The following is a 242-nucleotide window of genomic DNA, read 5'->3' as shown; positions in this document are numbered from 1 at the left end:
AAAAACCTCCCCACCACATGGGGATTAAGACTTTATCAGCATATGTGCCGTCTAAAGCGTTAAAGCCTCTGAAAAACCTCCCCACCACATGGGGATTAAGACTTCAAGGTAAAGCGTAGTCCTCTGTTTTCACTGGTCTCTGAAAAACCTCCCCACCACATGGGGATTAAGACATGAATTCTGGGTTGTCTTCAGACAGCTTCAAGCTCTCTGAAAAACCTCCCCACCACTCGGGGATAATT

Source organism: Neisseria sp. HMSC068C04 (assembly GCF_001810105.1).
Taxonomy (GTDB): domain Bacteria; phylum Pseudomonadota; class Gammaproteobacteria; order Burkholderiales; family Neisseriaceae; genus Neisseria; species Neisseria flavescens_B.
This window is presented reverse-complemented; position numbering follows the sequence as displayed.